This window comes from Streptomyces mangrovisoli (genome assembly GCF_000974985.2).
GTDB classification, from domain to species: Bacteria; Actinomycetota; Actinomycetes; order Streptomycetales; family Streptomycetaceae; genus Streptomyces; species Streptomyces mangrovisoli.
This window is the reverse complement of the sequence record NZ_LAVA02000029.1, coordinates 1-25,416: the sequence shown is the minus strand read 5'-3', so window position 1 is coordinate 25,416 and position 25,416 is coordinate 1. Positions and strand designations below refer to the sequence as shown.

The 25,416-nt window shown below is 73.6% G+C and carries 21 protein-coding genes; 7 read left to right on the top strand and 14 right to left on the bottom strand.

Features of this window, described 5'->3' with window-relative positions:
• Nucleotides 1-64 precede the first annotated feature (64 nt).
• Nucleotides 65-2,152 (bottom strand): SpoIIE family protein phosphatase, encoded by a 2,088-nt coding sequence (locus WN71_RS13980; protein ID WP_046585609.1) that lies wholly within the window; start codon nucleotides 2,150-2,152, stop codon nucleotides 65-67.
• Nucleotides 2,153-2,318: 166 nt separating this feature from the next.
• Entirely contained in the window at nucleotides 2,319-3,533 is a 1,215-nt protein-coding gene (locus WN71_RS13975) for a DUF6777 domain-containing protein (protein WP_052743039.1), read from the bottom strand.
• A gap of 220 nt (nucleotides 3,534-3,753) precedes the next feature.
• Here WN71_RS13975 and WN71_RS13970 point away from each other — a divergent pair, with 220 nt between their 5' ends.
• Both WN71_RS13970 and WN71_RS13965 read left to right on the top strand, forming a co-directional pair.
• Complete coding sequence (locus WN71_RS13970) at nucleotides 3,754-5,175, top strand: lipase maturation factor family protein (protein ID WP_046585614.1); 1,422 nt, start codon at nucleotides 3,754-3,756, stop codon at nucleotides 5,173-5,175.
• Nucleotides 5,176-5,339: 164 nt separating this feature from the next.
• Nucleotides 5,340-5,960 carry a PIG-L deacetylase family protein gene (locus WN71_RS13965; protein WP_052743040.1) on the top strand — a complete coding sequence of 207 codons (621 nt, stop codon included), beginning with the start codon at nucleotides 5,340-5,342 and terminating at the stop codon, nucleotides 5,958-5,960.
• A gap of 43 nt (nucleotides 5,961-6,003) precedes the next feature.
• Here the strand turns inward: WN71_RS13965 and WN71_RS13960 are convergent, their stop codons facing one another.
• A complete protein-coding gene (locus WN71_RS13960) occupies nucleotides 6,004-7,008 on the bottom strand; it encodes an aldo/keto reductase (protein ID WP_046585616.1) in 1,005 nt (334 codons plus the stop codon).
• Between the two features lie 238 nt (nucleotides 7,009-7,246).
• On the opposite strand from WN71_RS13960, the gene WN71_RS13955 reads away from it, so the two are divergent.
• Nucleotides 7,247-8,602 carry an amidase gene (locus WN71_RS13955; protein WP_046585618.1) on the top strand — a complete coding sequence of 452 codons (1,356 nt, stop codon included), beginning with the start codon at nucleotides 7,247-7,249 and terminating at the stop codon, nucleotides 8,600-8,602.
• Between the two features lie 42 nt (nucleotides 8,603-8,644).
• Here the strand turns inward: WN71_RS13955 and WN71_RS13950 are convergent, their stop codons facing one another.
• Together WN71_RS13950 and WN71_RS40900 are read right to left on the bottom strand one after the other, a co-directional pair.
• Nucleotides 8,645-9,073, bottom strand: coding sequence for a VOC family protein (locus tag WN71_RS13950; RefSeq protein WP_046585620.1), 429 nt, complete (start codon nucleotides 9,071-9,073; stop codon nucleotides 8,645-8,647).
• 127 nt (nucleotides 9,074-9,200) lie between these two features.
• Nucleotides 9,201-9,374, bottom strand: a complete 174-nt coding sequence (locus tag WN71_RS40900; RefSeq protein ID WP_107469651.1) for a hypothetical protein — start codon at nucleotides 9,372-9,374, stop codon at nucleotides 9,201-9,203.
• 480 nt (nucleotides 9,375-9,854) lie between these two features.
• Between WN71_RS40900 and WN71_RS13945 the strand changes: the two genes are divergently transcribed.
• Nucleotides 9,855-10,250, top strand: a complete 396-nt coding sequence (locus WN71_RS13945) for a hypothetical protein (protein ID WP_046585622.1) — start codon at nucleotides 9,855-9,857, stop codon at nucleotides 10,248-10,250.
• A 25-nt stretch (nucleotides 10,251-10,275) separates the two neighbouring features.
• Nucleotides 10,276-11,058, top strand: a complete 783-nt coding sequence (locus WN71_RS13940; protein ID WP_046585626.1) for an SDR family oxidoreductase — start codon at nucleotides 10,276-10,278, stop codon at nucleotides 11,056-11,058.
• 334 nt (nucleotides 11,059-11,392) lie between these two features.
• On the opposite strand, the gene WN71_RS13935 is transcribed toward WN71_RS13940, so the two are convergent.
• From WN71_RS13935 to WN71_RS13900, 8 genes are all read right to left on the bottom strand, one after another.
• Complete coding sequence (locus WN71_RS13935; RefSeq protein WP_046585628.1) at nucleotides 11,393-12,085, bottom strand: nucleotidyltransferase domain-containing protein; 693 nt, start codon at nucleotides 12,083-12,085, stop codon at nucleotides 11,393-11,395.
• Between the two features lie 105 nt (nucleotides 12,086-12,190).
• Entirely contained in the window at nucleotides 12,191-13,708 is a 1,518-nt protein-coding gene (locus WN71_RS13930; protein ID WP_046585630.1) for an SDR family NAD(P)-dependent oxidoreductase, read from the bottom strand.
• Nucleotides 13,709-13,858: 150 nt separating this feature from the next.
• Complete coding sequence (locus tag WN71_RS13925; protein WP_046585632.1) at nucleotides 13,859-15,178, bottom strand: wax ester/triacylglycerol synthase family O-acyltransferase; 1,320 nt, start codon at nucleotides 15,176-15,178, stop codon at nucleotides 13,859-13,861.
• A 145-nt stretch (nucleotides 15,179-15,323) separates the two neighbouring features.
• Nucleotides 15,324-17,642: a GH92 family glycosyl hydrolase gene (locus WN71_RS13920; RefSeq protein WP_046585634.1), complete on the bottom strand. Its 2,319-nt coding sequence runs from the start codon at nucleotides 17,640-17,642 to the stop codon at nucleotides 15,324-15,326.
• 225 nt (nucleotides 17,643-17,867) lie between these two features.
• Nucleotides 17,868-18,275: a cold-shock protein gene (locus tag WN71_RS13915; RefSeq protein WP_046585716.1), complete on the bottom strand. Its 408-nt coding sequence runs from the start codon at nucleotides 18,273-18,275 to the stop codon at nucleotides 17,868-17,870.
• A gap of 122 nt (nucleotides 18,276-18,397) precedes the next feature.
• Nucleotides 18,398-19,618, bottom strand: a complete 1,221-nt coding sequence (gene glgC, locus WN71_RS13910) for a glucose-1-phosphate adenylyltransferase (protein WP_046585636.1) — start codon at nucleotides 19,616-19,618, stop codon at nucleotides 18,398-18,400.
• A 160-nt stretch (nucleotides 19,619-19,778) separates the two neighbouring features.
• Complete coding sequence (glgA, locus tag WN71_RS13905; protein ID WP_046585638.1) at nucleotides 19,779-20,939, bottom strand: glycogen synthase; 1,161 nt, start codon at nucleotides 20,937-20,939, stop codon at nucleotides 19,779-19,781.
• A gap of 38 nt (nucleotides 20,940-20,977) precedes the next feature.
• Nucleotides 20,978-21,733: a (2Fe-2S)-binding protein gene (locus WN71_RS13900; RefSeq protein WP_240529651.1), complete on the bottom strand. Its 756-nt coding sequence runs from the start codon at nucleotides 21,731-21,733 to the stop codon at nucleotides 20,978-20,980.
• 209 nt (nucleotides 21,734-21,942) lie between these two features.
• On the opposite strand from WN71_RS13900, the gene WN71_RS13895 reads away from it, so the two are divergent.
• Nucleotides 21,943-23,238 (top strand): DMT family transporter, encoded by a 1,296-nt coding sequence (locus tag WN71_RS13895; protein ID WP_046585640.1) that lies wholly within the window; start codon nucleotides 21,943-21,945, stop codon nucleotides 23,236-23,238.
• Here the strand turns inward: WN71_RS13895 and WN71_RS13890 are convergent.
• Nucleotides 23,228-24,493: a transglycosylase family protein gene (locus WN71_RS13890; protein WP_046585642.1), complete on the bottom strand. Its 1,266-nt coding sequence runs from the start codon at nucleotides 24,491-24,493 to the stop codon at nucleotides 23,228-23,230. The genes WN71_RS13895 and WN71_RS13890 overlap by 11 nt on opposite strands.
• 330 nt (nucleotides 24,494-24,823) lie before the next feature.
• Here WN71_RS13890 and WN71_RS13885 point away from each other — a divergent pair.
• Nucleotides 24,824-25,416 (top strand): NAD(P)-binding domain-containing protein (locus tag WN71_RS13885; RefSeq protein ID WP_240529650.1); only part of this gene is annotated, 593 nt, incomplete at its 3' end.

The window sequence follows — 25,416 nt, the reverse complement described above, 5'->3', positions numbered from 1 at the left end:
CACACCCGCGGGCCCGTGGGGGCCGATCGCGCAGTTCCCCGCGCCCCTTTCGGGGCGGGGCTCGTCAGTCGGGCTGGGTCGCCGTGAACTCGCACCACACGCACTTGCCGCCGCCGCGTGCCTCCACGCCCCACACGTCCGTGAGTTGTTCCACCAGGAGCAGGCCGCGGCCCGAGACGCCGGACTCGCCCGCGTCGCGGGGGCGGGGCAGGGCGCTGGAGGTGTCCTCGACCTCCACCCGCAGCCTGCGGTCGGGACCGGTGAGGACCCGGAGGGTGACGATCGCGGAGCCCTCGGTGTGCATCAGGGCGTTGGTGATCAGCTCGTCGGCGACGAGTTCGATCTCGTCGGCCCGGTCCCGGGCGCCCCACGCGCGGACCGCGGCGCGGATCATGTGCCGGGCCTCGCTGAGGGCCTCCGGATCGCCGGGGGCCACGTGCTGCTGGAGCCGCCCGCCGGAGCGCGGGGTGTCCGGGACCCGGCGGCGCAGCAGGAGGAGGGCCACGTCGTCGTCGCCGGCCCGCTCCTCGGCCAGGTCGATGAGCAGGTCGGCCAGGCGGCGGACGTCGTCCGGGCCCGAGGAGATCATCGCGAGGAGATGCCGCATCCCGTCGTCGAGGTCGGTGCCGGGCTGCTCGACCAGCCCGTCGGTGCAGAGCAGCAGGGTCTCGCCGGGGTCGAGTTCCACCGTGCCCACGGGGTAGGCGAGCCGGCCGAACTCGGCGGACAGGCCGAGCGGCAGCCCGCCCTCGGACGGCACCCGGCGGCACGAGCCGTCGGCGTGCCGGATCACCGGGTCGATGTGCCCGGCCCGCACCACCTGCACCACGCCGGTGGCGAGGTCCGCCTCGGCGTACAGGCAGGTGGCGAAGCGGTCCGTGTCCAGCTCGTGCAGGAAGACCGAGGCGCGGGCCATCACGGTGGCGGGGGTGTGGCCCTCGGCGGCGTAGGCGCGCAGCACGATCCGCAGCTGGCCCATGACGGCCGCGGCGTGCGTGTCGTGGCCCTGGACGTCGCCGATGACCGCGCCGACCCGGCCGCCGGGCAGCGGGATGAGGTCGTACCAGTCGCCGCCGATGTCCCGGCCGAGACTGCCCGCGGTGGAGCCGGCCCGGTAGCGCACGGCGACGTCGGCGCCGGGCACGCTGGGGATGGTACGCGGCAGCATGGCCTGCTGGAGGCTCTGCGCGAGGTCCTTCTCCTGCTCGTAGAGCATGGCGCGCTGCAGGCTCTGCGCGATGCCGCTGCCGAGCGCGACCAGGACGGCGCGCTCCTCCGCGGAGAACCCCCGCCGGTCGTTGTAGAGCAGGCCCATCGCGCCGATCGGGCGGGCCTGCGCGATGAGCGGCATGTACGCGGCGGAGGTGACGCGCAGATCGGTGAGGTGGCGCCACAGCTTCGGGTAGTCGGCCGCGAACTCCTCGGGCGACTCGATGAAGCGCGGGCTGAGGGTCCGTACGACCTCGCTCATCGGGTACGGCTCGTCGATGCGGCTGACGGTGAGGCTGGGCACGATGCTGTCGGCCGGGCCCTCCGCGACCATCCGGATCCGGCCCGCCTCGACGAGCCCCATGACGATGCTGGCGGCACCCAGGTGACGTATGCCCTGGGTGTCCTTGAGGATGTCGATGACGTCCTGGACGCTGCGGGCGTGCGCGAGGGCGCCGGTGATCACCTGGACCACGCCGGACTGCCGGCGCACCGCCGCGTCCTGCGCGGCGCGCACGCTTCTGGCCTCGCTGTCGGCGAGTTCCTGGGTGGCGTCGCGGACGATGCCGATCACGCGGCGCGGCCGGCCCGTCCGGTCCCGGCGGATGTAGCCCTGGGTGTGGGTCCAGCGCAGGGAGCCGTTGCGGCAGCGCAGGCGGAAGTACGCGCTGTAGTTCTCGCTGCCCTCCTTGATGGCCTGGGCCACCACGGCGTCGAGGCGCTCCCCCTCGGCCTGGGGCACGCGCGCCGCGAGGCTCTCGGGCCGCCCGTCGTACTCCTCGGGGAGCAGGTCGAAGACCTCGTGGGCCTGGGCGTCCATGTGGAACAGACCGTGGTCCAGGTCCCAGTCGAAGGTGCCCATGCGGTTGAGCGCCAGGATCGGGTCCGGGTGGGCGGGCCAGTCGTCCGGGAGAGACAGGGCGCTCACTCCCCGATCAGCCATGGGGCCACCTTGCCAGGAATTGTCCGATTCTTCGACCGGGGAACGGGGCCCTTCCGTGCCCCGCCCGGCCTGCGGCGGACGGCCCGGCGCGACGACGCCGTCGGCGGACCCGCCCGGCCCGGGCAGGGGCCGTTCCCCGTCGAGCCGGGGGTGGTTCATCCGCGGCTCATCCGCCGAAGACGTCGGTCGGGCTGTCGAAGATGCTGCCCGCGCCGTCACCGGCCGCTCCCGTCGCGGTCGGCGCCGGGGTCGCGGGGGCGCTCGGCGCGGCCCGCTGCGGCCGGTTCACCATCGTGGCGAGCGGCACGGGCGGGTCGGTGGGCAGCACTCCGAAGGGGTCCGTCGGGGTCGGGCTGGGGCAGGGGGTGCCGGACGCCGAGGCGACCATGGTGGCCTCCGGCTCCGGGACGATCGACAGCGTGAGGGTCGGCTCCGGCGTCGGCGTGGGCGTCGCGCAGCCGCTCGGCTTCGGGCGCGGCCGGGCGGACCGGGACGGGGCCGGGCTCGGCGACCGGGCGGGCACGGCGCCGGACGGGCGGGCCGACGGCGCGCTCGGGGCGACCCCGTCCGGCGGGCGCGACCCGAACGGCTCGCGCGCCGGGGGTACGGCGTGGTCGAGGGCGGCGCCGTGGCCGACGGGCCGCCGCACCCAGCCGTGTCCGGCGCCGTCGACGAAGGTGATGCCGGTGACCGGGCGGGCGGCCGGGGTCACCACGACGACCCGCCCGGGCCGGTAGCCGGCCCACGCCGTGCCGGTGTCCGCGGCGCCGGAGGCGGAGGCGGAGGCGGAGGCGGAGGTGAGGGTGTCCGCCGCGTCGCCGGACCCCGCGGTGGGCCGCGCGAGCGGGTTGCCGCAGGCGCAGCGGACCCGGGGCACGCCCCGGTCGTCGACGAGGACGGCGGTGCCCGCCTGGAGGACGGACTGGAAGGCGGTGGCGTGGCCGTCGCGGTACCCGTGGTCGGTCACGCGGGTGTCGGCGCGCAGCACGACGGAGGTGAGGCCGCGCAGATAGCCGGGTATCGCCGCGGGCGTGATGCCCTCGGCCCCGGCGAAGGCGCGGGCCCTGGCCGGGTCGGAGGTCAGCCGCCGGATCTGCCGCTCGACGTCGCAGCTGCCCGCGCGGGCGGTGCCGCCGTAGAGGCCGGGGGTGTCACCCGTATAGGTGACCGCGGTGGTCCCGCCGGAGGGCGCGGCCCGGCCGGCCGTGGCGGCCGCCGTCGTCGTCGCGGGCGGCCGGGCGGCGGGTGCCGCGGCCGTGGACGGGGTGAAGGGGTCGGGTCCCCGGTCCGCGGCGGGCTGGAGGACCAGCCGCCCGTCCGGCCCGTGCTCCGTGCGGCCCCCGCCGGCGACGACGAGGGTCGCCGCCAGCGCGCAGGCCATGACGAAAGTTCCGGATGCGCTCCGCACCGTGGGTCCTCCCGGCTCAGCTCACCCCGAGCGATTCGTCACTATTGTCTGCTTCGCTCACATGGGTTACGCAAGTGGAGCACGGACACACGAACAGTGACCGGCCCGGGCGCCCGGGCGCGGCACGACGAGGATCCGGGACGCACCACGAGAAACCTCGCGGCGCCACAATGAACATGAGGAGCGCACGCCCGTGGGATGGTTCACCGCACCCGAGTACTGGCTGAGCCGGCTGGTCTTCCAGCGGGCCCTGGCCGGGGTCTACCTGGTCGCGTTCCTCACGGCGGCCCTCCAGTTCCGCCCGCTGCTCGGCGAGCGGGGCATGACGCCGATCCCCCGGCTGCTCGCCCGGGTGCCGTTCCGGCGGGCCCCCAGCCTGTTCCACCTGCGCTACTCCGACCGCCTGTTCGCCGGCTGCGCGTGGACGGGCTGCGCGGTGTCCGCGGCCCTGCTCGCGGGCGCTGACTCCCGGCTGCCGCTGGGGGCGGCCATGGCGCTCTGGCTGGTCCCCTGGGCGCTGTACCTGTCGATCGTCAACGTCGGCCAGACCTGGTACTCCTTCGGCTGGGAGTCCCTGCTGCTGGAGGTCGGGTTCCTCGCCGTGTTCCTCGGCAACGACGAGGTGGCACCGCCGGTCGTGGTGCTGTTCCTGCTGCGCTGGGTGCTGTTCCGGGTGGAGTTCGGCGCCGGACTGATCAAGATCCGCGGCGACGCCTGCTGGCGGAAGCTGACCTGCCTGGACCACCACCACGAGACCCAGCCCATGCCCGGACCGCTGAGCTGGTTCTTCCACCATCTGCCGAAGCCGCTGCACCGGGTGGAGGTCGCGGCCAACCACGTCACCCAGCTCGTCGTCCCCGTCCTGCTGTTCACCCCGCAGCCGATCGCCACGGCCGCCGCGGCCCTGATGATCCTCACCCAGCTGTGGCTGGTCCTGTCGGGCAACTTCTCCTGGCTGAACTGGATCACCATCGTGCTGGCGCTGTCGGCGGTGCGCTTCCCGGCCGACGCCCCGGACGTGCCGGGACCGCCGGTCTGGTTCGAGGCCGTCGTGCTCGCCCTGGCCGCGCTCGTCGCCTGGCTGAGCCGCCACCCCGTGACCAACATGATCTCGCCCCGCCAGGTGATGAACCGCTCCTTCGACCCGCTCCATCTGGTCAACACCTACGGCGCGTTCGGCAGCGTCAGCCGGGTCCGCCACGAGGTGGTGGTCGAGGGCACGCTCGACGAGAACCCGCGCGAGGACTCGGACTGGCGGGAGTACGGTTTCAAGGGCAAGCCGGGCGACCCCCGGCGCTGGCCGCGCCAGTTCGCGCCTTACCATCTGCGCCTGGACTGGCTGATGTGGTTCGCCGCGCTGTCCCCCGGGTACGCCGGTCCGTGGTTCGGGGCGTTCGTGGAACGGCTGCTGGAGAACGACCGGGACACGCTGCGGCTGCTGCGCCACTGCCCCTTCCCGCCCGGCGAGCCGCCGCGCTTCGTCCGCGCCCGGCTCTTCCGGTACCGGTACACCACCTGGCGGGAGCTGCGGGAGACGGGGGCGTGCTGGGAGCGGACGTACGTGCGGGAGTTCCTGCCGCCGACCCGGCTTACGACGCCGGTCCACCGGTCGTGAGCGACCGCGGGGCGGACCGGACGCGACCGATGACCAATGCGACGATCGTACAAATGTCGTAGTCATCCGTTAATTAGGGATGTGGGACGGGACACGGGGGAGATCTTCAGCTCATAGTGGATGGCCTGCGTATCAGTGGGTCAGTGATCGTCGGGGGATGGCACATGTGGGATCGGGTGCTGGCGGTCGGAGCTCATCCGGACGACATCGAGTTCGGCTGCGGGGGCGCACTGTTGCGCCATGCGGCGGAGGGCAGCCAGATCACGCTGGTGGTGGCCAGCGACGGCGCGCGCGGCGGTGACGCGAGCAGACGCAAGGCCGAACAGGCCAGAGCCGCCGACCTGTTGGGCGCCAAGGTGGTGATGCTGGACCTGCCGGACGGCCGGGTGGGGCCACTGCTCGACTTCGTCGGGCTGCTGGAGGAGGAGATCGCGGGGGCGTCGCCCGATCTCGTCTACACGCACATGGCCGAGGACGTCCACCAGGACCACCAACTCACGCACCAGGCCATGCGGATAGCCACCCGCTATCTGCCGAACGTGCTCCTCTTCGAGTCCCCCCGCTCCCCGCTGCTGTCCTCCGGCGTCCGGGTCGACATCAGTCCGGTGATGGCGCAGAAGGTCGAACTCCTCGCCGCCCACGCCTCCCAGGCCGGCGGCCGCCGCGAACTCGGCGACGAGGCCCTGCGGGCCCGCGCCACGGTGCACGGCACCCGGCACGGCTGCGAGTACGCCGAGGTGTTCACCCCGCTGCGGTTCGCGCTGCCGTTCGGGCATCAGCCGTAGCCCGGCCGGCCCCACCGCTCCGGCTCTCCTACGGCCTTGCCGGTCACGGCAGTTCGCTTCCGGACCACAGCCCGCGCTCGCGCAGCTCCTGCCAGAAGGCGTCCGGCACCGGGGTCGCGAACTGCGCCGCCGCGTCGCGGACCTCGGCCGCCGAGCGGGTGCCCACCAGCACGCTCGCGACGGCCGGATGGGCCGAGCAGAAGGCCAGCGCCGCGGCCCGCAGACCGATGCCGTGCCGCTCGGCGACCGCCTTCATGCCGAGCGCCCGGTCCAGCAACTCCGGCGGTGCGGCAGCGTAGTTGTACGTCGCCCCCGGCCGCGGGTCCGCCAGCAGGCCGGAGTTGAAGGCCCCGCCGACGACCACGGACACGCCCCGCTCCAGGGCGGCGGGCAGCAGTCCGGCCTCGGCCTCGTGGTCGAGCAGGGTGTGGCGCCCCGCGCACAGCACCACGTCCACGTCCGTCTCGCGCACGAACCGGGTCAGCATCGCGGTCTGGTTCATGCCCGCCCCGATCGCCCCGACGACCCCTTCGGCGCGCAGCTTCTCCAGCGCCGGGTAGCCCTCGCGGAAGGCCTGCTCGCCGTGGTCGTCGGGGTCGTGCAGATAGACGACGTCGACCCGGTCGAGGCCGAGCCGTACAAGGCTCGCCTCCAGGGAGCGCCGTACGCCGTCGGCGCTGAAGTCCCACACCCTGCGGTGGGTCGCGGGCACCGCGAAGCCGTTCGTCAGGTCGTCGCCGCCGCCGGACGCCGCCTCCAGCAGCCGGCCCACCTTCGTGGACACGGTGTACTCGGCGCGCGGCAGCTCGCGCAGGGCCGCGCCGAGCCGGCGCTCCGACAGGCCGAGGCCGTAGTGGGGCGCGGAGTCGAAGTAGCGGATGCCGCTGTGCCAGGCGGCGGCCACGGCGTCGTACGCCTGCTCGTCGGTGACCTCGGTGTACAGGTTGCCGATGCCGGCCGCGCCGAAGGCCAGCGGGCCCACCTCGACACCGCTGCGGCCCAGGGTGCGCCGCCGCACCGGGACCTCGATCCCCTCGAACTCGCTCACGTGCTCCGTCCCTTCCGCCGGGTGCCGTACGGCGCGCGGGGCGGTCGTGACGCTCCGCGGGGTGCCGTGGGACGACCCTCTCCGATCACCCGGTGATCGGGGAAGGGGGCGTACGGATGATCGCCGTACACGAGAGTCTCGACGCGGGGCCCGCGCCGGGGCACAGTTCTCCTACGTACTCGCAAGTACGCGCGCACCGTCGCCTCACCGCACCCCCGCACGCCTCCGAGGAGCGCCCGTGACCAGCTGGGTCGGCCGTACCGCCGCCGAGATCGCCGCCGCCGTGCACGACAAGCGGGCCACGCCCCGCGAGGTGGTGGCCGAACATCTGGAACGCATCGAACGCCTCGACGGCCGGGTCGGCGCCTTCCGGGTCGTGCGGGCCGAGGCGGCGCTCGCCGAGGCCGACGAGGTCGCCGCCCGCGCCGATCTGGCCGAGCTGCCGCTCGCGGGCGTGCCGGTGGCCGTCAAGGACAACCTCGCGGTGACCGGCGAGTCCAACCGCGTCGGCTCGGCCGCGACACCGGATGCGCCCGCCGACCACGACCATCCCACCGTGGCACGGCTGCGCGCGGCGGGCGCGGTGGTCGTGGGGCTCACGAACGTGCCCGAGCTGTGCGTCTTCGGCACCACCGAGGGCGTCCACGGCACCAGCCGCAACCCCTGGGACCTCACCCGCACCGCGGGCGGCTCCTCGGGCGGCAGCGCGGCCGCGGTCGCCGCGGGCCTGGTGCCGATCGCGCTCGGCAACGACGGCATGGGGTCGCTGCGCATCCCGGCGGCCAACTGCGGGCTCGTCACCATCAAGCCGGGGCACGGCGTGGTGCCCGCCGGGATCAGCGACGGCGACTGGTTCGGGATGTCGGAGAACGGGCCGCTCGCGACGACCGTCGAGGACGCCCGGCTGATGCTGGCGGTCCTCGCCGACGCGGAGTTCCCGCGCGCCGCGGAGCCCGCCCCGAGCCGGATCGCGGTGTCCCTGCGCAGCCCGCTGGCGGGGGTGGCGATCAGCCGGCCCTACGCCGACGCGGTCAAGGAGGCCGCGGCGCTGCTCGCGGGCGCCGGGCACGAGGTACGGCGGGCCGATCCGCCGTATCCCCTGTCGCTGAGCACGACGTCGCTGACGCACTGGACGGCGGGGACCGCGGTCGACGCACGGGGCCTCGACCCGCGCCTGCTGGCCCGCCGGACGCGGGTCCACGCGGCGGTGGGGCGGCGCTTCCTGACCTCCGTGCAGAACGGCGAGGGGCGCGAGCGGCTGCGCCGCCGGATGGAACCGTTCTTCGCGGAGCACGACGTGCTGCTCACGCCGGCGCTCGCCCGCCGCTCGCCCCGGTCCGTGCCGTGGCACGAGCGGGGCTGGCTGGTCAACGTCCTGGCGAACACCAACTACTCGCCGATGACCCCGCCGTGGAACCTGACCGGCTGGCCGGCGATGGCGGTCCCGTTCGGCACCCTGCCCTCCGGGGCGCCCTGCTCGGTCCAGCTGGTGGGCCGCCCCGGCTCGGAGGCGGCCCTGCTCGACCTCGCCGAACAGCTGGAGAGACTCCGGCCGTGGGGGCGTACGGCGCCGCTGGACGAGGCGCGGGGCTGAGCCGGGTACGGGAGGAGGCGCGGGGCCGAGCCGATGTGGGGACTACGCGCCGACGGTCGTGCCGCCCCACTCCTCCGGGGCGACGTCGGCAAGCGTCTCGGAGAAGGTCCACTGGTGACCGGCCAGGTCCTCGGCCGCGTACTGGCGTTCGCCGTACTCGAAGTCCGTGGGTTCCATGAGGATGCGCGCGCCGTGCGTCCTGGCCCGCTCGCAGTGGGCGCGGGCGTCCGGCACGCGGACGAGGACGGAGTGGGTCGACTCGCCGGGCCGTGGCGGGCGGCGGTCGTGGCGGACGTCCGCGGCGATCACCGCGCCGTCGCCGAAGCGGAGCTGTGCGCGGTGGTCCTCGCCGATGCGGACCCGCTCCTCGAAGCCGAAGGCGGCCGCCAGCCAGGCGACGGCGGCGCGCACGTCGGGGTAGATCAGGACGGGTACGACGGTCGCGGCCGGGATCGAGCGGTTGGGCTGCACGGCACTCTCCGAGCGGGAGGTGCGGCGGGGCCGCGGCGGCTCGGCCGGGCGTGCTCCCGGAGTTCGGCAGGGGCGTGAATCCCGCACGCCCCTGCGGCGGTCGATCGCGAGGGTCCTGCCCGGCGGGTCAGTCCACGCTGGGCAGGATGTGGTCCTCGGCGAGGTCTTCCTCGTAGCCGGCCAGGCGGATGGGGGCGGAACGGGCCCACACGTCGAGGCTGCCGAGCTCTCCGGGCCGGCGGCCCGCCCGCTCGGAGCGTTCCTTGGGCCGCTGCTCGCGATTCGTCTTCTCCGGTGTCACCGCGCACTCCTTATGTGTCGGGTCACCCTCGGGGCGTACCGGCCACTGTGCGGTCCGGCACCTGACGCCCACTCGGGTCTGGATCGAGATGCAGTTCGGACGCGGTGGCGCCGGTAACTCGTGGGTGAAGCGAGCCGATGTGGACCGGCTTGCCCCGGGACGGACCGTGGGTGTGGGTTGGACCCCTTGGTGCTGTCCGTCGGCATCCAGATTAACCAAATGAGCGGCCCCCTGCTCGATGGGGCTGCAAACAACCTGTAACTATCTCAAGTCCGCTGCGTTCATTGAGCCATAGCCCGTCCGGATTTGTACCGTTATACGGCTTTTATGCTTCACCCGTCCGGCCTACAGCTCGCGCGGACGGCCGGTCACGGTTCGGCAGGCGGCCGACACGGCGCAGTTCAAGTGCCGTTGGCTGAGCCGCAAGGTCGCCATGATCTGCTGGCATACCGAACGGCTGTCTCGCGGGAGGACTGACGCATGGAGCTGCGCAGCGTCGAGGAGCTGATGGACCTGCTGTACGCCGACGCGCACGATCACGCACTGCGGACCGCCGCGCTGCTGCGCCGCGGCCGGCCCGCGGACAAGGAACTCCAGGCGGCGGGGCTGGTGCACGGCATGGGCCGGGTCCTGGGCGACGGCCCCGGCGAGACCGCCCGCGCGGCGGCGGCCGTACGCGGACTGCTCGGCGAGCGCGTGCACGACCTGGTCCGCCAGCTCCCCGGGACCGGCCCGGCCGACGACGACCTGGTGCGGCTGCGGCAGGCCGCCGAGGAGAGCCGTACCGCCGCCTTCGACGCCGGCGTCCTGGAGGACTGGCGGACCGTCCTGGAACTGCTCGCCGCCCGCAACTTCCGTCTCGGGGCTGTCGACTGACGGACCGTCATGAGACGGTACGGCGATGACGCCGACGTACGGGCTCGAAGGCAGGGCCGCCGTGGTCACCGGCGGGACGCGCGGGATCGGGCTCGCGGTGGCGCGGGCGCTCGCCGGGGCGGGGGCCAGGGTGTGCGTGAGCGCCCGGGACGCGCGGGACGTGGCGCGCACGGCGGCGGAGCTGGACGGGGCGGGACTGGCCGGTGACGTGGCGGACCCCAGGCACCTGTCCGAACTGACCGAACTCGCGGTGCGCACCTTCGGGCGGATCGACCTGGTGGTCAACAACGCGGCGACCAACCGGCCCTACGGCCCGCTGATGGAGGCCGACCCGCGGGCCTGGAGCCGGGCGTTCGCGGTGAACGTCGAGGCGCCGCTGCGGCTGGTGCAGTGCGCGTGGCGGGCGTGGATGGGCGAGCACGGCGGCTCGGTGGTCAACGTCTGCACGGAGGGCGCGGAGCATGTCGGCCCGAACGTGGGCGCGTACGGCACCAGCAAGGCGGCCCTGCTGCACCTCACCCGCCAGCTGGCGGGCGAACTGGCGCCCCGGGTCCGGGTCAACTCGGTCTCCCCCGGCCTGGTCCGCACGGAGATGGCCCGCTTCGTGTGGGGCCCGGCCGAGCCCGCACTCGCGGCCGCGCTGCCCCTCGGGCGCATCGGCGAACCGGAGGACGTGGCACGGGCGGTGCTGTGGCTGGCGTCGGACGCGGCGAGCTGGGTGACGGGGGCGGATCTGGTGGTGGACGGCGGCACGCGGGTCCGCTCGGCGCGCACCGGCAACCTGGGAACGGCAGCCGCCACCCCCTGACCGGCGGCTGCGCCCCGTGCCTGACCGGGGGCTGCGCCCCCCGCCCCCGGTGACTGCCCCCGCGCGGCAGCGTCGTGCCCCTTCGCGCAGTTCCCCGCGCCCCTGACGGGGCACGCCCACCACCCCCCGCCCTCTTAGGGGCGCGGGGAACTGCGCGACCAGCCCCCACCGGCCCGCAGCCGAACGCGCGCCACCGTCGTGCCCGCCCGCGCAGTTCCCCGCGCCCCTGACGGGGCACGTCCACCGCCGGCGTCCTTCAGGGGCTCGGGGATGCGCGCCCAGCCCCCACCGGGCCTGCTCTTTGGGGGCGCGGGGAACTGCGCGAGCGCACCCGTCAAGCCGCGGCAGCGAAGAAGTGGGACCGGACCCGGCGCAGCCATGCCTCCGCCGGGGCCTCGTCCGGGAGCTCCGGCAGCGGGGTCCGCGCCGCCTCGAACGCGGACTCGTACCGCCGCAGGAGCGGCAGCGCCGTCGTCGGGTCGTCGGCCACCCGCTCGCCGAAGTCGCGGAACTCCTGCGGGTTCTCCACCCGCAGCGTGAGCCGGCCGGTGGAGTACAGCTCCAGGCCCTGGTGGCAGAGCCGCTTCAGGTGACGGGCGTGCTTGGCGACCCGCGCGCGGGACTCGGCCGCGCGCGGGCCCTCCCCGCGGTTCTCCAGGCGCCGGAACTGCTGGGTGGCGTACCCCAGATACGCGTCGCGGACGCGCTTCGCGCCGAGCAGTGAGCCGCGGAGGGCGATCAGCTCCTCGCCCAGCGGGGTGCGCACCTCGTACAGGTCGTCCGGGAGCCAGACCAGTTCCATCACGGTGGGGTTGCCGCCGAGCGCGAGCCGGCACCACTTCGCGGCCTCGTGCAGGGTGCGGTCCGGCGCGGTGGAGACGTGCGACTCCTTGGGCCGGTGCAGCCCGTGCAACTCCTCGGTCGGCGCCGCGAACAGGCCGAGCCGGTCCACGTCGGAGCCCGCGTGGGCGAGTCCGTACGCGGTCGAGCCGACGATGCCGGACAGCAGGGTGTTCGGGACGGTCACGGTGGGGCGCCTCTCTCGCCGGCGGACGGGCGCCCATTGTGCGAGGCGGACAGGGCCCCGGTCACCGCATTTTCGGTGCGGCCGGGGCCCCGGCGCCGGGTGCGCCTACCACTTGCCGGGCGCGTAGTCCTTCATGAAGACGCCGTACAGGTCGTCGCCCGCCTCGCCGCGCACGATCGGGTCGTAGACGCGCGCGGCGCCGTCGACCAGGTCGAGCGGGGCGTGGAAACCGGCCTCGGCGAGCCGCAGCTTGTCGTAGTGCGGGCGCTCGTCGGTGATCCAGCCGGTGTCGACTGAGGTCATGAGGATGCCGTCGGCCTGGAACATCTCCTGGGCGCTGGTCCGGGTGACCATGTTCATGGCCGCCTTGGCGGCGTTGGTGTTGGGGTGGCCCGCGCCCTTGTAGCCGCGGCCGAAGACGCCCTCCATCGCGGAGACGTTGACGACGTAGGAGCGGCCGCTGCCCGCCTGCTTCGCGGCGGCCGCCATCGCCGGGCGCAGGGCGCTGATCAGGATGAACGGCGAGGTGTAGTTGCACAGCTGGGTCTCGAGCAGCTCGACCGGCGAGATCTGGTCGATGGTCTGCACCCAGGTGTTGGTGTCGACGACGTCCGGCACCAGGCCGCCCGCGTCGATGGCGGTGCCGTCGAGGTGCCGGGCGACGCTGGCGTTGCCCGCGACGAGCGCGAGGTCGGCGACCTTCTGCGCGTCCAGGCCGCTGGTGCCGAGCGGCAGCGCGGCGATGCCGTCGACCGCGCCGGAGCCGAAGGCGCCGATGACGTGGTGGGCGGGCAGCTCGCCGGCGGGCAGCGGGGCGCTCTCGCCGTCGACCAGGGCCGCGTACGCCGAGGGCAGCCGGCGCACGGTCTGGGTCGCGTTGTTGATCAGGATGTCGAGCGGTCCGGCCTCGGTGACCTGCTCGGCCAGGGCCACCGCCTGCGCCGGGTCGCGCAGGTCGATGCCGACGACCTCCAGCCGGTGCAGCCAGTCCGCCGAGTCGTCCATCGCCTTGAACCGGCGGATCGCGTCCTTGGGGAAGCGCGTGGTGATCGTCGTGTGGGCGCCGTCGCGCAGCAGCCGCAGCGCGATGTACATGCCGATCTTGGCGCGGCCGCCGGTGAGCAGCGCCCGCTTGCCCGTCAGGTCGGCGCGGGCGTCGCGCTTGGCGCGGTTGAGGCCGGCGCACTGCGGACAGAGCTGGTGGTAGAAGTAGTCGACCTCGACGTAGCGGCCCTTGCAGGTGTAGCAGGAGCGGGGGCGCTGGAGTATGCCCGCGATCTTGCCCGTCTCGGTGACGGACGACGGCAGGATGCCCTCGGTCTCGTCGTCGATGCGCTGCGCGGAGCCGGTCGCGGTGGCCTCGGTGACCGCCTTGTCGTGGGCGGTCTTGGCGGCGCGGCGGTCCTGGCGGCGGCGCTGCTTGACCGTGCGGTAGATCGCGGCCGTGGCCCGGCGCACCGTGATGGCATCGGGGTGGTCGACGTCGATCCGGTCGAGCTCCTCGAGCACGCTCAGGCAGACGGCGAGGCGCTCGGGGTCGATCCCCGGTCCGTACGCCGTTTCGTCGGCGGGTCCCTCGGTCACGGCGTCCGTGGTCACCGGGCCGTCCTCTGTCACCGTCATCGCGCTGCCGTTCCCTGCTCACCCGCGGCGCTCCGACTGCTACCGCCTTCGAACAGGGAAGTCTACGGAGCGCCGGAGCACTCCTCCAAACCAGCTACGGGTGACAAATGCCTCATATCGACCAATTCGCGTCGCAGGTCCCGATCGCGGTCAGGGTCCGCAGGCGGTCATCAGCGTCCGCACCTCCTCGGTGAGCGCGGCGGCGAGCCGGTCGAGGTCCGGGACGGCCTCGGCGTCGGCCACCAGGCCGTAGTGGACGTTGCCGCGATAGGTGGAGACCGCGACGGCGAGGGACTGGCCGGGCGCGAGCGGCGCGAAGGGGAAGACGGCGGTGACCGGGTGGCCGCCGAGCTTCAGCCCGAGGCTGGGCAGCGGGACGCTGGTGACAAGGATGTCGAACCAGAGCCGGGCGGCCTGGCTCACCAGGGGGCCGCCGAGCCGGTGCCCGAGCGCGGGCACATGGTCGGCGAGCAGCGCGACGGCGCCCGCGCCACGGTTGGGTCCGGCGTCCTTGTTGCGGTCCATGGCGGTGCGGACCGTGCCGAGCCTCGCCAGCGGGTCGCTCTCGCCGACGGGAAGCCGTATCAGGTAGCCGGAGAGCCGGTTGCCCTGTGGGTGGGCGGTGCGCGGGCGGCGCTTGGAGACGGGGATCAGGGCGCGGGGCGCGACGCCGTCGCTGCCGTCGCCGCGCTCGTCGAGCCAGCGGCGCAGGGCCCCGGCGACGACGGCGATCAGGACGTCGTTCACCGTGCCGCCGACCGCCTTGCGGACCACGTGCACGTCGTCGAGGTCGACGACGACCCCGGCGGTGCGCCGGGTGCCGGAGGGATCGGCGGTGAGGGCCGGGCAGGGGCGGGCGTCCAGGGTGGAGCGGACGACCGACGCGCCGATGTCGAGGGCCCGCCCGAAGTCGGACAGGGCGCCGCGGAACAGGCCCGGCAGCCGGCGCACGTCGGGCAGCAGGCCGCGGGGCGGCTCCACGGGGCGCGGGCGGGGCGCGGGCAGGTCCAGGGGGTCGAGGACGGCGGCGGCGAGGGTGAGCGCGCGCAGGCCGTCGGCGAGGGCGTGGTGGAACTTGAACAGCACGGCGAACGACATGCCGTCCTCGCCGGGCAGGACATGCGCCTCCCACGGGGGCCGCTCCCGGTGCAGCGGACGCTCCATCAGCCGCCCGGCGACGGCCTGGAAGTCGTCGGTCGGGGCGTGCAGCCGGACGTGGTCGAGCGGGTCGAAGTCGGGCGCGGCCTCGCGGGTGGCGCCGCCGAACCGGGTCGGCTGCCACTGGTCGCGGATGCGCATCCGCAGTCCGGGCACGGCGGCGGCGCGCGCCGCGAGCAGGTCGGCGGCGTGGGCGCCCGCGGTCGGCGAGTGCGCGGTGAAGACGCCGAGGGCACCCAGGTGCATGGGGTGCCGGTCGGACTCGATGTTCCAGAACGCAAGGTCGAGGGGTGCGAGCGGATCTGAAGTCAAGGGCTTGCCTCGCGTCGACGACGGGGTGGACCAGCAGTCAAGCGCCGAAACGCGATTACGGTCAAGTACGATCAGGCTACGCTCAGTTAACAACGGATTAAGTCCCGCCCCAAGGGAAGAGGCGGGACTCGTGTGTCACCTGAGGTCACTTCAGTGCCGGTGGCGCCGCCTGGGGTGACGTACCCCACTCCGACGGGCGCGGGCCGACCGTGAACGCCAGCGAGCGCAGGGAGCGCAGGGCGCGGGTGGTGAGATACGTCCGGTCGTACGGCCTGCCGTCGAGGCGGGCGCCCTGGATGTAGCGGTCCGTTCCGGAGGTGCCGGGCGCGGTGACGGTGAGCCGGCCCAGCGGGTACCAGCGGCGGTCCAGGGCGAGGTCCACCCGGTCGAAGACGGGGGTGGACAGGCCCCAGGTGTCGGCACCGGGCTGGACCGGGAAGACGCCGATCGCCGACAGCACCATCCACGACGACATCGTGCCGAGGTCGTCGTTGCCGGTCATGCCGGTGGGCCCGTCGGTGAACAGGGTCAGCGCGCCGTGCACGACGTCCGTGGTCTTCCACGGCCGCCCGATCGACAGATAGGTGTACGGCGCGACCAGGTCGGGCTCGTTCTGCGGGTTGTAGACGGCCGAGCCGTAGTACGCGTACGCCCCGTGCACCCACACCTCGCGGGCGGTGCGCGCCGGGTCGGCGAGCAGCCGCCGGTAGGCGAAGAAGGCGTCGAGGCGCCGGTCCGCGACGTCCCGGCCGCCGATCAGGTCGACCATGCCGGGCAGGTCCTGCGGCACCAGCCACTGGTACTGCCAGGCCGTGCCCTCCTGGAAGCCCACGCCGAGGGCCGGGTCCGCGGGCCCGGTGAAGACGCCGGAGGCGTCCCGGGCCCGGAAGAAGCCGGTCGCCGGGTCGAAGAGGCTGCGCCAGTTGCGGGCGCGGGCCGCGTAGCGGTCGGCGTCGGCGCGGTGGCCGAGCGAGCGGGCCATCTGCGCGAGCACGGCGTCCGACAGGGCGTACTCGAGGGTGGCCGAGGCGCCGTGGTCGTAGGCGGAGTCGCCGGGCTTGGTGTGCGGCCGGCCCTTCAGGTAGGGGACGAACCCGCCGGCGAGGTACTCGACGTTGCCCTCGCGGCCGAGGGCGGGCGAGCCGAGGGGCGGCACCTCGTCGGCGTTGCGCCGCAGCGCGCGGTAGGCGCGCTCCTCGTAGCCGCCGAGGAGCCCCTGCTGATAGGCGTTGGTCAGATACGGGGTGACCGGGTCGCCGGTCATGATGTTCGACTCGACCGTGCCGTAGCCCCACTTGGGCAGCCAGGCGCCGTCCTCGGAGATGCGGATCACCGAGATCGCCATGTCGCGCGCCTCGCGCGGCGCGAGCAGGGACAGCAACTGGGCCTGGGTGCGGTAGGTGTCCCAGAGGGACCAGTTCTGGTAGTAGGTGAAGCCCCGGGCGCGGTGCGCGGTGCCGTCCCAGCCGGTGTAGCGGCCGTCGGCGTCGCTGCCGATGTTGGGCGCGAGGTAGGACCGGTACAGCGACGAGTAGAAGGCGCGGCGCAGGGCCGGGTCGCCGCCGCGCACCCGGACGTCGTCGAGGCGGCGCTCCCAGGCGCGTGCGGCCGCCGCGCGCACCGTGTCGAACGGCCGGCCGCCCTCGGCGCGCAGGTTGACCTCGGCGCCGTGCGCGTCGACGTACGACAGGGCGGTGGTCGCCCCGACGGTGCGGTCCTTCGTGGTGTCGAAGCGCAGGTACGCGCCGTCGTGCCCGGTTCTCGACCCTGCGGTGACGGTACGGCCGTCCCAGGTGCCGTGGGCGGTGAAGGGACGGTCGAAGCGGGTCAGGGTGTGCAGGGTGTAGGGCCGGCTGTCCCGGCAGAAGCCGTGTCCGGTGATGGTGGTGCGCACGGTCCGGTCGTCGAGGATCTCGACCTGGGTGGCGGTCTTCTTGTGCAGCGCCTGGCCCGCGTCGAGCAGGACGTCGGCCTTTTCGGTGGCCGGGAAGGTGTAGCGCTGCACCGCGGTGCGCGCGGTGGCGGTCAGCTCGGCGCGGATGCCGGAGTCGAGGGCGACCCGGTAGTAGCCGGGGCTCGCGCTCTCGTCGTCGTGGCGGAAGCCCGCCGCGTACTTCGCGTAGTCGGTCTCGGTGACGTCCCCGGTGACCGGGAGCACGGGCAGGTCGCCGCCCGCCGCGCAGCCGACGCCGGAGAGGTGGACCAGGGAGAAGCCGCGGATGCGGTGCTGGGTGTAGTCGTAGCCGGTGCTGTGGCCGGTGTCGGGCGAGAACTGCACCATGCCGAAGGGCACGGCCGCGCCGGGGAAGGTGTTGCCCTCGTTCTGCGTGCCGATGAACGGGTCGACCATGTCGGTGAGCCGGTCGCCGGGCGGCTCCGCGGCGCAGGCGGTCGGGACGGCGAGCAGTGCGGACACCGCCACGGCCGCGGCCAGGGACAGCCGCAGGCGCCGGATCCGTCTCATCTCGGGGGCCTCCCTCGGATAGACATCGTTGTCCGCATGATCGCGTCGCACGGTCGACGCATCCGGCGACCCGCCGGAAGCGGGGGCCGGGCGGGGCGGATGACTGCCCGGTGGGCGGCATGAGGGCGACAGACGGGTGACAGTTTTGTCGCGCTGTCGCGCCCATGACAATCACACGATCTCGGACCCCGGCCGTCGTCGTCGGCCCGCGACGGCCCGGACGGGTCAGTCCTCCACCCACCCGCGCTTCTTCGCGAACTCCAGCAGCTCATGACGGACCTGCACGATCTGCTGGCCCGTCAGCGTGGGCACCGCGTGCAGCAGAAGCTCGGTCACGTCGCTGGTGAACTCCTCCGTCTGGAGCACGTCGCACAGCGGGTCGTCGCCCTCGGCGACGGAGCCGGCGGCCGCGGACGTGCGCGGCGCGGCGCCCTTGGCGAGACGGATCGAGGACGCCTTCGGGCCGCGCTCGCCCTCCTCGGTCTCGAACTCGACGGCCAGGCCCGTGCGCACCATCGACTCCGGGATCAGCAGGTCGTTGACGTGGAGGAAGACGTCTTCCTGTCCCTGGTCGGGGGTGATGAAGCCGTACCCCCGCGTACTGTCGAACCGCACCACGCGTCCGGTGACCACCGCGACCCCCAACCACTCGGGCGGATGCCCGACAACCCGAAGAATCCGGGCCGATCGTACCAGTACAGGCCGGACGAACCGTGCAGGTCACACGCCCGCCGGGCCGCCGGTCCGCCCGTCCCTCAGGTCACCAGCTGCCCCTTTCCTAGGGCGATCACCCCGCCGGTGGAGACGGTGTACAACTCCGCGTCCCGCTCCGGATTGACGCCGATCGTGGCGCCCGGCGGAACCTCCACGTTCTTGTCGAGGACGGCGCCGCGCACGACCGCACCCCGGCCGATGTGGACGTTGTCGTGCAGCACCGAACCCTGCACCACCGCGCCCGGGTCGACGCGCACGCCCGGCGAGAGCACCGACCGGGTCACCTGGCCGCGCACCAGGCAGCCGGCGCTGATGATCGACTCGCTGGCGATGCCGCCCGCGTTGAAGCGCGCCGGGGACAGCTGGTACGAGTGCGTGTAGATCGGCCAGTCGCGGTTGTAGAGGTTGAACGCCGGGCGCTCGGCGATCAGGTCCATGTGCGCCTCGTAGTACGCGTCGAGCGTGCCGACGTCGCGCCAGTAGCCCTGGTCCCGGCTGGTCTCGCCGGGCACGTGGTTCTGGCTGAAGTCGTACAGCTGCGCCTCGCCCCGGTCGGTGAGCTGGGGCAGGATCGAACCGCCCATGTCGTGCACGGAGTTCTCGTCCTCCGCGTCCCGTTGCAACGCCTCGATCAGGGCCTTGGTGGTGAAGATGTAGTTGCCCATGGAGGCGAAGACGCACTCGGGGTCGTCCGCGAGGCCCGGCGGGTCGGCCGGCTTCTCCAGGAAGCGCTCCACCGTCTGCCCGTCGGAGCCGGGGGTGATCACGCCGAACGACGACGACTCCGAGCGCGGCACCCGGATGCCCGCGACGGTCACGCCCGCGCCGCCCTCGATGTGCTGCTTGAGCATCTGGCGCGGGTCCATGCGGTAGACGTGGTCGGCGCCGAACACCGCGACGTACTCGGGCCGTTCGTCGTGGATCAGGTTCAGCGACTGGAGCAGCGCGTCGGCGCTGCCCAGGTACCAGCGCGGGCCCAGGCGTTGCTGGGCGGGGACGGGCGTGACGTAGTTGCCGAGCAGACTGGACATCCGCCAGGTGGTCGTGATGTGCCGGTCCAGCGAGTGCGACTTGTACTGCGTCAGCACGCAGATGCGCAGGATGTCGGCGTTGACGAGGTTGGACAGGACGAAGTCGACGAGGCGGTAGGTGCCGCCGAAGGTGACCGCGGGTTTCGCGCGGTCCGCGGTCAGCGGCATCAGGCGTTTGCCCTCTCCGCCCGCCAGCACGATTCCGAGCACCGAAGGTCCACCACGACGCATGGCCGCTCCCCTCACCCTGGTTGACCCGAGCCTGCCCCTGAGCAGGGCGCTGTAAGCCTGTTCGAGATCGTCCGGGCCCGAGGGATTCCCGGGCCGCGCGTCACGGCGCCCCGCCGCGCGCTACAGCGCCCCGCCACGCGCCACGGCACCTCGCCGTCCGCTACGGCGCCTTGAAGTTCCCGAGGACCTCTTCGTACAGGGCGACCGTCCGTCGGGCGACCGCGTCCCAGCCGAACTCGCCCACGGCCCGCTCCCGCCCGGCCTCGCCCATCCGCCGGGCGGCCTCGGGATCGCCGAGGACGGAGTCCAGGGCCCGGGTGAGGTTCGTCTCGAACGCGTCGTCCACGTCCACGAGCACCCCGGTACGGCCGTCGTCCACGACCTCCGGGATGCCGCCGACCCGGGACGCCACGACCGGCGTGCCACACGCCATCGCCTCCAGGTTCACGATGCCGAGCGGCTCGTAGACCGAGGGGCAGACGAACACGGCGGCGTGCGTGAGCAGTTGGATGACGTCGGCGCGCGGCAGCATCTGCGGTATCCAGTGCACGCCCTCGCGGACCCGGCTCAGCTCCGCGTGCAGTTCGCGGAACTCCCGGTCGATCTCCGGCGTGTCGGGCGCGCCCGCGCACAGCACGACCTGCACGCCGGGGTCGATGTCCCGTACGGCCCGCAGCAGGTGCGGCACGCCCTTCTGCCGGGTGATCCGGCCGACGAACAGGACGAACGGCCGCTTCGGGTCGAGGCCGATCCGGGTGAGCGCCTCGGTGCCGTGGTCCGGCCGGTACAGGGCGGTGTCGATGCCGTTGTGGACGACGTGCACCCGGGCCGGGTCGAGCGCCGGGTAGCAGCTCAGGATGTCCTCGCGCATGGCGCCCGACACGGCGACGACGGCGTCGGCGGCCTCGATCGCGGTGCGCTCGGCCCAGCTCGACAGGGCGTAGCCGCCGCCGAGTTGCTCGGCCTTCCAGGGGCGCAGGGGTTCCAGGGAGTGCGCGGTCAGCACATGCGGCACCCCGTGCAGCAGCTTGGCGACGTGCCCGCCGAGGTTGGCGTACCAGGTGTGGGAGTGGACGAGTTCACGGCCCTCCAGAGCGGTCGCCATGGCGAGGTCCACGGAGAAGGTGCGCAGCGCGTCGTTGGCGCCGTCGAGCGCGGACCACGGGCGGTGCCGCAGCACCCCGTCGGCGCGGCCCTCGCCCCAGCAGTGCACGTCGAGGTCGACCAGCGGCCGCAACTCCCGTGCCAGGAACTCGACATGGACACCGGCGCCGCCGTACACATCCGGCGGGTACTCCCGGGTCAGCAGGCCCACACGCACCCGGAACCCCCCTATCTCAGCGGCTGGTTCCCTCATGGTCACCCAGAAGCGGCGCGCGGGGAAGAGCGCGGCGGCCGTACGAAGCAGCAGTCCCCGCACAGCCCGCCGCCGGGCACGCGGTAGTACAGGCAGCAGCTGCGGCGCCGGAAGCCGGTTGCGGTGCGGACGCCGGTCGGGGCGAGCAGCGGATGCGCGAGGAGTTCCCCGGCGAGGGCGGCGGCGCGCGGTACGGCGTCGGGCCGGCCGATCGCGGGGGCCCGGCGCGCCAGCTCGCGCGCGGCGCCCGCGAGCGCCGAGCCCGCGTTGCCGCGCAGCAGCCCGGTGGCCACTCCGCAGCGGTCGTGGAGAAGCGCGGCGAGCGGTTCCAGATACGTGTGGAGTACGGCGTCGGCGAGGGCCGGCGCGTCCCCGGGGCCGGGGCGCACCTCGGTCAGGAGGAGGTCGTCGGGGGCGGCGGCGGCCGGGTCCCAGCGCAGCAGCGCCGGGCCGAGGTCGGGGACGGCGCCGTACAGCGCGGCGCAGCCGAGGGCGACGGACCACAGGCGCGCGGCGAAACCCTGCTGCGCGATGGAGGCGGCGACGCGCACCTCGGGCGTTCCCAGCCGCGCGGCGACCGTATCGACCCGAAAAATCATGAGATCGCCGTAAACATCCCATGACCCGATTTTTCGGCGGCGCCCGGCCGCGGGTGGCGGCGGGCCGGGCGCTACGGCCGTGCGTAGGACGAAGAAGCCGCCGAGGGCGTTCAGGGCCGGGAGGTGCGGGTCGAGGTCCACGAACAGCAGTAGTACCAAGACCCTTAGGGGTAGCCCATACCCGGTCTCCTGGCTCAATCACCCGTCTGAGGGAGGATTCCGCTCGACTCGTACTCCATCGGCAGTAGGGGGCAATGCCTGCTCAGGTACGAAGACGGGAAGAGTTCGACGGGGCATCGTGTTGGTATGGAAGACGATCGTTCGCCGCGTCGGGCCCGGTGCCCCCGCCTCACGCAGAGGAGCAGCTCATGAGCGCCCTCGCGTTGTCCGTGGTGCTGTCGCTCGTCTCCGCCGTCGCGTACGCGGGCGGAGCGATCGTGCAGGAGCGCGTCGCGGTGTCCAGTCCCGACCAGGCGTACGCGCCGCTGCGCCGGCCGGCGTGGTGGGCGGCCCTGGCGATGAACGGTCTGGGCGGACTGCTGCACGTGGTGGCGCTGGCCTACGGCCCGCTCAGCCTGGTGCAGCCGCTCGGCGCCCTGACCATCGTGTTCGCGCTGCCGATGGCGGCGCTGTTCGTCGGCCGCAAGGCCGGCTCGACCGCCTGGCGCGGCGCGATCATGGCGACCGTCGGCCTCGCCGGACTGCTCGCGCTGGTCGGCTCGTCCGACTCCCGCTCCCTGGACACGGCGCAGCGCGTCGCGGTGGCCCTGGTCACCGGCGGCGCGGTGGTGGCGCTGATGGTCGCGGGCCGGGCCGCGCACCGGCACCCGGCGGTGCGCAGCGTGCTGCTGGCGACCGGCTCCGGTATCGCCTTCGGCATGTCGTCGGTGTTCACCAAGACCGTCGCCGTGGACTGGACGAACGGCGTCTCCGCGGCCGACCTGCCCTCCCTGGGCGTGATCGGCGTCTTCGCGACGGCGGGCGTGCTGCTGTCGCAGGCGTCGTACCGCGGCGCCGGCCTCGCGGCCCCGCTGGCCACGCTGACGGTGGTCAACCCCGTGGTGGCGGCGGCGGTCGGCATCACGATGTTCGGCGAGACGTTCCGCTACGGCAGCACGGGGACCGCGCTCGCGCTCAGCTGCGGCGTGCTGGCGGCCGGCGGCCTCATCCTGCTGACCACCGAGCGCCTGGAGCAGTCGGCGCAGGAGGAGGCGCGGCCGGCGCAAGCCGCGGAGGGAGCGGAGGCCGTCACGGGAGCGGTGGCCGTGGCGGCGGTGGAACCGGCGGCGGACGTGCCGCTGGTGGCGGAGAGGGAACCGGCGGCGGACCTGGAACCGGTGGCCGACCTGGAACCGGTGGCGGCGGTGGAGGCACTGGTCGCGGCGGAGGCCGCGGTACGGGACGCCGCCGTACGGGAGAGGATGTTCGTGCCCGCCCAGGCCGCCCCTGGAGCGACCGAGGGTCCGGGCCCCGGCCCGACTGAGGGCCCCGGTCCGTACGGCGGGGACGGCGCGGAGAGTGAGCCGGGCGGCGACGCCATGGCGGCGCCCGCGGCCCCGGTCTCCGGCGCCGGGGACCCGGGACCGTTCCTCGGATCCCCCTACGGCTGGGCGTTCCTGCCGGTGGCGCCGCGCGACCGGCACCGTACCCGCGTCAGATCTTGACGCCTCCGGCCCGCAGATAGGCGAGCGGGTCGACGTCCGTCCCGAAACCGGGCCCGGTCCGCACCTCGAAGTGCAGATGCGGGCCCGTGACGTTGCCGGTGGCGCCGGAGCGGCCTATGCGCTGCCCGGCGCTCACCGTCTGGCCCACCTTCACGGATATCGCCGAGAGATGGCCGTACTGCGTGTAGCGGCCGTCGGCGTGCTCGATGACCACCTGGTAGCCGTAGGAACCGCCCCAGCCGGAGGTGACCACGCGGCCGGCCTCCACCGCCTTGACGGAGGTGCCGGTGGGGACGACGAAGTCGACGCCGGTGTGGTAACCCTTCGACCAGAGCGAGCCGTTCGCGTGGTACGGCGTGCCGATGGGGCCGTCGACGGGCGCGACCATCGTGTGGCCGGTGCTCTTCTTGGCGGTCTCGGCCGTGGACTTCTTCGGGGTGGCGGTCTTGCCGGTGCTCCCGCTCGTGCTCTTCTTCGTGGTCGTGGACTTCGTGGTCGTCGACTTCGTGGTCGTGCTCTTCTTCGTGGTGGTGCTCCCGGTCGTCGCCTCGCCGTGGAGGGCGAGGCGCTGGCCGGGGAGGATCAGGTCGGGGTCGGAGCCGACGGTGGTGCGGTTGGCGGCGTAGAGCCCCTCCCAACCGCCCTGCAGCCGGTGCTCGTCGGCGATCCCCGACAGCGTGTCGCCGCGCACCACCGTGTACATCTCGGCCTTGCCGGCCCGCGACTGCGGTGTGGTCTGCGGCTGTACGTCGGCCTTCTCGGCCTTCTTGCCGGTCTGCCGGGCCTGTTCGGTGGTCCCGGTCCTCGTCTTGGCGGCACTGCTCTTGGCGGTGCCGCTCTTGGCCTCGCTCGCCGGGTGGATGTCCGGGGTTCCGCCGCCGCGGGTGAGCCCGGCGCGCAGCGAGCACACCGGCCAGGCACCAGGGCCCTGCCCGTCGAGCACCTTCTCGGCCACCGCGATCTGCTGGTCCTTGGTGGCCAGGTCCGCGCGGGCCGCGTACCGGGTGCCGCCGTACGCCTCCCAGGTGGACTGGGTGAACTGGAGCCCGCCGTAGAAGCCGTTGCCGGTGTTGATGTGCCAGTTGCCGCTCGACTCGCACGCGGCGACCTTGTCCCACGTGTCCACGTCGGCCGCGTGCGCGCTGCCGGCCGCGATGAGCGGGAGGGCCATCCCGGCGCCGCTCGCCGTGACGGTGAGCGAGGCGCGGTTGATCCTGTTCGGCTGATACCGGCGGTGCCGGCCGCGTACGGCCATGGAGGTCCCCCTCGACATGCGTCAGGAAGGCCAAAAGTAAGTGCCGCTAACTGGCCATGACAAGACAGCAATCAGCCGCCTCTCGCGTCGCGCCGGTACGGGGAGTTGACACGGCGTCACCTCGCCGGAGGGGCCGCGCGCGGCCCGCGCCGGGCGGACCGGTGAACCTTTCGGCCGGCGGTCTGAGCCGACCGGGCCGCCAGATCCGTATCTCCGTAGGTCAGGACGGCCGGTGGGCAATACTGACGGCACGACCGGCACCACCCTTAGCAGGATCTACGGGATCAGCAGGATCTACGGGATCTTCTGGATCTTTGAGGAGCAGGCGGTATGAGCACTACAGCCCAGATCGGCGTCACGGGTCTCGCGGTCATGGGCCGCAACCTCGCCCGCAACTTCGCGCGCAACGGCTACACGGTCGCGGTGCACAACCGGACGGCGTCGAAGACGCACGCGCTGGTGGAGGAGTTCGGCGGCGAGGGGGACTTCATCGCGGCCGAGACCGCCAAGGAGTTCGTGGCGGCGCTGGAGCGGCCCCGCCGGCTCGTCATCATGGTGAAGGCCGGCGACCCGACGGACGCGGTGATCGAGGAGTTCGCGCCGCTCCTGGAACCGGGCGACATGATCATCGACGGCGGCAACGCGCACTTCGCCGACACCCGCCGCCGCGAGAAGGCGCTGCGCGAGCAGGGCATCCACTTCGTCGGCATGGGCGTCTCGGGCGGCGAGGAGGGCGCGCTGCACGGGCCGAGCATCATGCCCGGCGGGCCGGTGGAGTCGTACGACTCGCTGGGCCCGATGCTGGAGAAGATCTCCGCGAAGGCGGCGGACGGCGCCCCGTGCGTGACGCACGTCGGCCCGGACGGCGCGGGGCACTTCGTGAAGATGGTGCACAACGGCATCGAGTACGCCGACATGCAGCT